7 protein-coding genes and 1 pseudogene are annotated in these 7,947 nt (G+C 65.2%); 6 read left to right on the forward strand and 2 right to left on the reverse strand.

The annotated features are described in order from the left end of the window. The 6 genes and pseudogenes from PHQ87_RS12455 to PHQ87_RS12480 form a co-directional block, all read left to right on the forward strand. Positions 1–227, forward strand: a pseudogene (locus PHQ87_RS12455) (arsenical resistance protein ArsH); the annotation flags it as partial. After that, positions 227–1,429, forward strand: coding sequence for a chromate efflux transporter (gene chrA, locus PHQ87_RS12460; RefSeq protein ID WP_300234755.1), 1,203 nt, complete (start codon positions 227–229; stop codon positions 1,427–1,429). The pseudogene PHQ87_RS12455 and the gene chrA, both read left to right, overlap by 1 nt. Before the next feature lie 302 nt (positions 1,430–1,731). Beyond that, positions 1,732–3,210, forward strand: coding sequence for a SulP family inorganic anion transporter (locus PHQ87_RS12465; protein ID WP_300234758.1), 1,479 nt, complete (start codon positions 1,732–1,734; stop codon positions 3,208–3,210). 14 nt (positions 3,211–3,224) lie between these two features. Next, entirely contained in the window at positions 3,225–4,088 is an 864-nt protein-coding gene (locus PHQ87_RS12470; RefSeq protein WP_025513229.1) for a universal stress protein, read from the forward strand. Between the two features lie 703 nt (positions 4,089–4,791). Then, positions 4,792–5,202, forward strand: a complete 411-nt coding sequence (locus tag PHQ87_RS12475; protein ID WP_300234763.1) for a helix-turn-helix domain-containing protein — start codon at positions 4,792–4,794, stop codon at positions 5,200–5,202. After that, positions 5,202–6,446, forward strand: a complete 1,245-nt coding sequence (locus tag PHQ87_RS12480) for a type II toxin-antitoxin system HipA family toxin (protein ID WP_300234765.1) — start codon at positions 5,202–5,204, stop codon at positions 6,444–6,446. The genes PHQ87_RS12475 and PHQ87_RS12480 overlap by 1 nt, the downstream gene beginning before the upstream one ends. A gap of 21 nt (positions 6,447–6,467) precedes the next feature. On the opposite strand, the gene PHQ87_RS12485 is transcribed toward PHQ87_RS12480, so the two are convergent. Then, positions 6,468–7,673 carry a Wadjet anti-phage system protein JetD domain-containing protein gene (locus PHQ87_RS12485; protein WP_300234767.1) on the reverse strand — a complete coding sequence of 402 codons (1,206 nt, stop codon included), beginning with the start codon at positions 7,671–7,673 and terminating at the stop codon, positions 6,468–6,470. Continuing rightward, on the reverse strand, positions 7,670–7,947 hold a 278-nt coding region (locus PHQ87_RS12490; RefSeq protein ID WP_300234769.1), incomplete at its 5' end, for a hypothetical protein. The genes PHQ87_RS12490 and PHQ87_RS12485, both read right to left, overlap by 4 nt.

Raw genomic sequence — 7,947 nt, forward strand, 5'->3', positions numbered from 1 at the left:
TGACCATCCCCAACCAGTCCTCGGTTGCCAAGGCATGGCAGGAATTCGACGACGCCGGGCGCATGAAGCCTTCGGCCTATTACGACCGCATCGTGGACGTGATGGAAGAGTTGATGAAGTTCACGCTGCTCACGCGCGACGCGGCGCCGTACCTCGTGGACCGCTACAGCGAGCGCAAGGAAAGCGCCGAGGCGTTGTCCAAGCGCATGAAGCAAGAGGCTATTTGATGACGGTGCCTACTACTGCAGAGCGCGACAGCGCCTGGCGGGTTTTTCTGGTGTTCCTGCGGCTGGGGCTGACCTCCTTTGGCGGGCCGATCGCGCATCTGGGCTATTTCCGCACGGAGTTCGTCGAACTCCGCCGCTGGCTCGACGACCGCGGCTACTCCGATCTGGTCGCCCTGTTCCAGTTCCTGCCGGGCCCGGCCAGCAGCCAGGTCGGCATGGCGCTGGGCCTGGGCCGCGCGGGCTGGCCCGGCTTGCTGGCCGCCTGGGCGGGATTCACCTTGCCATCGGCGATTGCGCTGATCCTGTTCGCCTTCGGCATTGCCCAGTACCAGGGATTGGCCGAATCGGGCTGGGTGCATGGGCTGAAGGTCGTTGCCGTGGCCGTCGTGGCGCAAGCGGTATGGGGCATGGCCAGGTCACTTTGCCCGGATCGCCCGCGTGCCGCGCTGGCGATTCTGGCCGCGCTGCTGACCCTGTTCCTGCCATCGGCCACGGGACAGATCATCGCCATCGTCGTCACGGGCCTGCTGGGCCACTGGGGACTGAAGCTGTCGCAGCCGGCCGGCGGCCAGCCCCATGCCTATCCTGTCTCACGCACGCTCGGCGTCGTGGCCTTGCTGCTGTTCGCCTTGCCCCTGGTCGGCCTGCCGCTGTGGGCGGCGGCCAGCGGATCATCCGTCCTGGCCCTGCTCGAAGGCGTGTACCGCGCCGGCGCGCTGGTCTTTGGCGGTGGCCACGTCGTGCTGCCGCTGTTGCAAACCACCGTAGTGCCCAGCGGCGCCGTCAGCAACGCCGACTTTCTGGCAGGCTACGGCGCCGCCCAGGCGGTGCCGGGGCCGCTGTTCACTTTCGCGGCCTATCTGGGCGCGGTGGCCCAGGGGCCGCTGCACGGCTGGTGGGGCGGACTGGCGCTGTTGGGTGTGGTTTTCCTGCCGGCCTTGCTGGTGCTCGTGGGCGCACTGCCGTTCTGGGAGAGCCTTCGCCACCGGCAGGGCATTCAGACCACGATGGCGGGCATCAATGCGGGGGTGGTGGGCATCCTGCTATCGGCGCTGTACGACCCGGTGTGGACCAGTGCGATCCAGAATCGGGCGGACTTTGGGCTCGCGCTCGCGGCATTTGGCTTGCTGGTGATCGGCAAGGCGCCGCCGGCTCTGGTCGTTGTCCTGGCATCGGCCGCCGGCTGGTTCTTGGCCCGTTGATGGGAACTGCCCGGTCGGCCTCCGGGTGGGCGTTTTCGCTTTTGGCCTGCAACTCCTTTAAAATGACGAGCTTCGCCTCTGTCCGCAGTCAATTGGAGTTCCCACCGGTGTAAGTCTCATTCTCGCTGCGAGCCAGCTTTTCCCTCCTCATTTCTTGCTCGCACGAGGCTGCGCGTCCGTTTGACTGCGTCTTGCCGTCCCCTTTTTTGCGTAGGGACGGCTTTCTATTCCGGGTTCGGAAAGACGCATTCGCGCCTGTGTCCGTTCCAGCCCGTGGCTGAGTCTTCTCTCGGAATAGAACAATGATCAAATCCTTTCGCCAGGACTGGCTGTCCAACGTCCGCAACGACCTGCTCGCAGGCATCGTCGTCGCGCTGGCGCTGATTCCCGAAGCCATCGCTTTTTCCATCATCGCTGGAGTCGATCCCAAGATCGGGCTCTACGCCTCCTTCAGCATCGCCACGATCATCGCTTTTGCCGGTGGGCGGCCCGGCATGATCTCGGCCGCCACGGGCGCGATGGCCCTGGTCATGGTCACGCTGGTCAAGGAGCACGGCCTGCAATATTTGTTGGCCGCCACCGTGCTGACCGGCGTGCTCCAGATCGTCGCCGGCTGGCTCAAGCTGGGCGCGCTGATGCGCTTCGTCTCGCGCTCGGTCATCACCGGCTTCGTCAACGCACTGGCCATCCTGATCTTCATGGCCCAGTTGCCCGAGCTGACGAACGTGACCTGGCATGTCTATGCCATGACGGCAGCGGGTCTGAGCATCATCTACCTGTTCCCGTATGTCACCAAGGCTGTGCCGTCCCCGCTGGTGGCCATCGTGGTGCTAACCGCCGTGGCGATCTTCCTCGGCTTGGACATCCGCACCGTGGGCGACATGGGCCAATTGCCCGACAGCCTGCCGGTGTTCCTGCTGCCCGATGTGCCGCTGAACCTGGAGACGCTCAAGATCATCTTTCCGGTGTCGGCCACCTTGGCGGTGGTGGGCCTGCTGGAATCCATGATGACGGCCTCCATCGTCGATGACCTGACCGACACGAACAGCAACAAGAACCGCGAATGCGTGGGTCAGGGCGTGGCGAACATCGCCACCGGATTTCTCGGCGGCATGGCGGGCTGCGCCATGATCGGCCAGTCGGTCATCAACGTGAAATCGGGCGGCCGGGGCCGTTTGTCCACGCTCGCCGCCGGTGTGTTCCTGCTGCTGATGGTGGTGTTCATCGGCGACTGGGTGGCACGCATCCCGATGGCCGCGCTGGTCGCGGTGATGATCATGGTGTCCATCGGCACCTTCAACTGGGCATCGTTTCGCAACCTGCGCGAGCACCCCAAGAGTTCCAGCGTGGTGATGCTGGCGACCGTCGCCATGACGGTGGGCACCCACGATCTGGCCAAAGGCGTGCTGGTCGGCGTGCTGCTGTCGGGTTTCTTCTTCGCGCACAAGGTGGGCCGCATCTTCCATGCGTCCTCGCGCACCGAGGACGAAGGCCGCATGCGCACCTATACCATCACCGGCCAGGTGTTCTTCGCCTCGGCCGAGCGTTTCACCAACGCCTTCGACTACAAGGAAGTGATCGACAAGGTGCGCATTGACGTCAGCCGCGCCCACTTCTGGGACATCACCGCGGTGAGCGCGCTGGACAAGGTGGTCATCAAATTCCGGCGCGAAGGCACGGAGGTGGAAGTGATCGGCCTGAACGAAGCCAGTTCCACGATGGTGGACAAATTCGCCGTCCACGACAAGGACGGCGCCGCCGACATGCTCGCGGGCCATTGAGAAAGGAACGGACCATGAAAAACGAAAACAAGGTACTGGCCTGCGTAGATCAATCCCGATATGCGGATCATGTGGCCGACTACGCCGCATGGGCGGCCTGGCGCATGATGGCGCCCCTGGAGTTCCTGCATGTCATCGACAGCCACCCGGAACGGGCCTCGGGCAATGACCACAGCGGCGCCATCGGCATTGACGCCCAGGAAGGCCTGCTGGCCCAACTGTCGGCCGAAGATGAAGCACGCGCCAAGGGCGCGCGGGAGCACGGCCGGCTGTTTCTGAATCGGTTGCGCGAGCGAGCTCTGGCTGCCGGCGCAATGCGGGTCGATGTGCGCCAGCGTCACGGCGCGCTGGAAGAAACCGTGGTGGAGCAATCGCAAGGCGTGCGCCTGCTGGTGCTGGGCCGACGCGGGGCAGGCGCCGAGAAGGCGCAGCACGAGTTGGGCCACCACGTCGAGCATCTGGTGCGTGCGCTGAACCGGCCCATCCTGACCGTGACCGAGGACTTCAAGGCGCCCGAGCGGGTGATGATCGCCTTCGATGGCGGCGCCGTCACGCGCCGCGGCGTCGAAATGGTGGCGGGCAGTCCGCTGTTGCGCGGCCTGCCCATCCTGCTGCTGATGTCGGGCAAGCACCGCGAAAACGTCCCGAAGTCTCTGGACTGGGCGAGGGACACCCTCCAGGCCGCAGGCTTCGAGGTGACGGTTTCGCTGGCCGCGGGCGACGCACAGGACGTCATTGCCCGAACGGTGCGCGAGCAGGCCATCGACATGCTGATCATGGGCGCGTTCGGGCATTCGCCGGTTCGCAGTCTGCTGTTCGGTAGCAAGACGACCGAGTTGCTGCGTTCGTCGCGGGTTCCAACGCTCTTGCTTCGATAGTCTGGTACGTCTTCATCCTTGAGAATGTGTCGGGCGGAATGCCCCAAGCATTCAGGACTCGGCACGGCGCAAGCAGTTTGGGATCACCAGGTGGGAGCACCAGGATGCCAGCCCGCACAAGCGTTCGCCGCCTATGACGGCGAGAACGCCGCGCTACGGGGAAGGCAACTGCAAGACCGTGCCCACTGCACTCCCTCGACATTTGGAGAAAGAGGTGCACGCTGGTCCACAAGGCTGGAGGATTCAGGGGACAAGGCAGGCTGTCGGCGCCGATCGTGTCCGCCTCGTCGAAGACGAAGGAGGACTACGTGCCGATAACCCGACGTCTTCAAGATGGAATCGCTGCCGATCTGGAGGACGTTGGTGTGGAGTACGTTCCAAACTTCGGAGCAGCGAAACACAGCCTCGGCCTGTAGGCGCGTCTAAACATGACCCTGGTGGCTGTGCATGGGCGTTGCTGGGCGATGGCAGACGATCCCGGATTGCCGGGCAGGGTGAGATCACCCGTCGGATTTCATTGGGTGCTGGCAGCCCGGTGATACCTCCCGCGAACAGGGGACGCTCGCAATGGCGCAGCGCAGTCACCAGAACTGCGACGGGCGGCAGTCGCCATGTGGTATGGACAGGATTGACTGTCCTCCATTTTTACGTTCAAATATGAATGCTTATTTGAAAAATAAGCTCACATTTGAGGCGATAAAAGATGTCTTCTTCCGAGCAAAAACGTTCTGGCGCGCAGGTGGCGATGCCGCAGCCTGTCGCGCGCGCGCTGCGCCGCTTGGGGCAGGACATCTCGGCAGCGCGGCGCATGCGCCGCCTGAGCCAGGAAGACCTTGCGCAACGCATCGGCACGTCCCTGAGCACCGTCAGGCGCATGGAAGATGGCTATCCCGGCACCGCGCTGCACACCTTCCTGCGCGCGTTGCACGTGCTGGGCCGGCTCGATGACCTGGCCCAGGCGATGACCCTGGAGAACGATGCGCTCGGCATGGAACTGGTGCGGGAGCAACTGCCGCAGCGAGTACGCACCTCTGCCGGCAGGAAGCGGCAGGCGTCACCCGTCGTCGGCAAAGGTGATGCGCCCGCGCCTGCCGATGACCTGGAAGGCTTCTGATGGCAGCGCCTCGGCCCACACGACGTCCGGACCTTGAAGTCCATCTGGGGGCCAGCGGCCTGGTCGTGGGGCGCCTGCATCTGGGTAGCGGCCGGCGCAGCGCGTTCAGTTACGACGACGGCTGGCTGCAGGACGCCCGTTTCTTCACGCTGTCGCCCGATCTCCAGCCGGTGGCCGGCGTGCAGCACCCCCGGCAGGTGTTCTTCCTCGCGCTGGAGGACACCGCGCCCGACGCCTGGGGCGAGCGCGTGATCCGGCGCGCCCATGCGAAGCTGCGGCAGGAAGACCGCGACACGCCTGCACTGGACCCGGTGGACTTCGTGATGTGGGTGGATGACGAGGCGCGCGTCGGCGCGCTGCGCCTGTTCGATCCGCTATCTGGCGCCTACCTTCGCGCTGGAGGGGCGAATCGGCATGTACCACCCCTGGTGGAACTGGACAAGGTGCTCCACGCGGCCCGCGCCCTGGAAGACGGAACGGAAAGCGTGCAGGACCTGCGCTACTTGCTGGGACAAGGCACGTCGCTGGGCGGCGCCAGGCCGAAGTCGACGGTACGGGATACCGATGGCCGACTGGCGGTGGGCAAGTTCCCCAGCCAGGCGGACCGGCGCGACGTGATCCGGGGCGAAGTGCTGGCCATGCAACTGGCGGACAAGGCCGGCATCCGCGTGGCGCCGGCGCGCGTGGAAGTGATCGGCGGCACGGCGGTCGCCGTCATCCGGCGTTTCGACCGCACCGATGATGGCGCTCGCATCCCCTACGTGTCGGCCGCGACGATGCTCCAGTCCGATGGCCGCGATGCGACGCACGCCTACACCGAACTGGTGGACGTGCTGCTGCAGGCAGGCGCCGATCCGATTGCCGACATCCATGAGCTGTGGCGCCGGCTGGCCTTCAACTTCCTGATCTGCAACACCGACGACCACCTGCGCAACACCGGCTTCCTGTACGACGCCCGTCAGCGCGGTTGGCGTCTGTCGCCAGCCTTCGACCTGAACCCGATGCCGGGCGACCGTCGGGAGAGCAAGACCTGGCTGACCGAGGATGCGGGCGTCATCGATAGTCGGGACATGCTGATGGCCGCGGCGTCGTACTTCAGGCTGGATGCGGCGCAAGCGGGGGCGATCTGGAGCGAAGTGGCCCAGTCCGTGGCGGGCTGGCGTGCGGTGGCGCGGGGATTGGGCATGCGCGGCACCGACCTGCAAGACTTCGAGCCGGCGTTCGTCGAATCGACCACGCCCTGACAACGCCGGCAGGAAATGCCGCTACGGCCGGAAATCGTCCCGGACTGTTGCGACCAACGCCGCGCACAGCCAGCGATAGCCGATGCGTTCCTGTTCCAGCCGCAGTTGTGGCCGGATTCGATCACCGCGCAAGTCGTCGTAGAGAGCGGGTTCATCATCGACCAGTCGGGACAAGGGCAACGTATGGCGTTTGTCGAGGGGCTCCTCACCCCATTGAAGTGCGTGGGCCATCAGGGTGGAGCGGTCCATGAGAAACGAAGCGGCCAGCGGGAAATACTTGCGCAGGCTGTCCAGAATGGCAAAGCCATGGGTATCAATGTCTCCCCAATAGTGCAGAGAGGCGCGATGCAGCCAGTTGGCTCGGGCGAGCGCTCCCCAACCATAGCCAGCACCGAACACGACGATGGCACCGGACACCGGCGGAAAGGCCAGGAAGTTCACCTCGTTTTCGGTGATGAAGACACGCTGCGCAGGCAGGGCGAGCGCGGCGAAGCTGTCCTCATCCAGGGTGATGTCGGTCAGGCCGGTGCAGCCGGGAAGTTGGGGCAGTTGCGGATCGAGCAAGCGCAGGCGGATGCGAACGGGCTTCTCCAGAAAGCCGTAGCGACGGGCAAACCCAGCCATCCCGGTTGCAGCAGGCTCGATGGCTTCAGTCGGCAAGGCCAGGTCCAGCCACTGAGCCAGCGTACCGCGATGCGCTTCGATGAACTTGCTGTCCACGCCCGGCGCGTCGACCTGCCGAAGATAGACGCCCGGGCGCGGATGGGTTCGCACCCAGGCCACCACGGCCAGCAGGCGCGGCCAGTGTTCGGCCAGTGCCAAGGTCTGCAACGGTGATCTGTGCAGCCACGGCAGCAGTGCGGGTTGCGCTTCGGCAGTTTGCTGCCAGAGCGCCTGGAACCGGTGGGCATCTCCGGTCTTGCCGATCATCGCCAGCGCGTCTTCCAGCGTATCGATCCAGAGCGTGTCCGGCAGGCGCTGCCGTCCCTGCACACGGTGCGTCCACTCGCGCCATTCAATGCGCACGCGTGGCATGGCGCTGATGTCGCGCGCCCAGCCGCGCACGGCATCGAAAAGGTTGCTGAGATCGGCGGCGGACGGCGACTTCAGCGATAGCCGCAACGGCCAGCCCAGCGTGCCGTCGCCGACCACGGCACGCAGCAACTCGCCGCGCTGCCACAGCCGTTCGATCTGCGCGCGAAGGTCGGCGGGCTGGCTCCATGTCATACAGCGCCTCCCGTGGTAGCGGCCTTCTGTGCTCGATATTCCTCGATACTCAGGCTGCGCAGCCGCGACTCACGGCCGCCTTCGTTGTGCACGAAGCCGACGCTGGACACGTAGGGCTCGATGATGTGGATCTTCTGCAGCGGCGTAATGATCAGCAGTTGCAGGTTGAGCTGGCGGAACAGTTCCAGCCCATACTGGGCCGATTCATCCGAGCCGCGCCCGAAGGCTTCGTCGATCACGACAAAACGGAACGAGCGAGAGCGCACCGCCCCCC

The organism is Hydrogenophaga sp., assembly GCF_028698005.1.
Taxonomy (GTDB): Bacteria; Pseudomonadota; Gammaproteobacteria; order Burkholderiales; family Burkholderiaceae_C; genus Hydrogenophaga.